Annotated in this window: 1 pseudogene; it reads right to left on the bottom strand. The window is 55.0% G+C overall.

Features of this window, described 5'->3' with window-relative positions:
- Window positions 1-431 (bottom strand): annotated as a pseudogene (locus EOA86_RS38165) (hypothetical protein); the annotation flags it as partial.

Raw genomic sequence — 431 nt, 5'->3', positions numbered from 1 at the left:
CTTCCAGCCCAGTTCATCGAAGAATGGAATGCGGCTGTCGTCCGGCGTCAGCAAGGCCCAGTTTATCGCATGCTTCTTTAGCTGGGCTTCGAGGACAGGTTTTCCACCGCTGCGTCCTGTCTCGGCATCTGTCTTCATAAAGCCGTTGAGAAAGCTGATCTGTCCGGCCGTCAATGAATGTTTTGATTCCATGGAAGATCAAGCTGCCGCCGAAGTTGTAGGAATTCAGGACATTGCCTGACAAATGATTATTTTCGACGAATGCGAGCGCTTCCTTGGCCGAAGTCTTCTGGCTCGGCTCGACCTGATAGGCGCTCGTGAGCATTGCGGTTGCCCCCACCAGCAAAACGCCTGCCACGCCGCAGATCCGGTAAAATCGCTCGGCGAAAAACCGTTCCAGCCCGTCGCGTCTGTCGGACACCCATTTCGCT

The organism is Mesorhizobium sp. M5C.F.Ca.IN.020.32.2.1, assembly GCF_004023105.1.
In the GTDB taxonomy this organism is placed as follows: domain Bacteria; phylum Pseudomonadota; class Alphaproteobacteria; order Rhizobiales; family Rhizobiaceae; genus Mesorhizobium; species Mesorhizobium wenxiniae.
The sequence above is the reverse complement of the archived record's forward strand: the minus strand, read 5'-3'. Positions and strand labels throughout refer to the sequence as shown.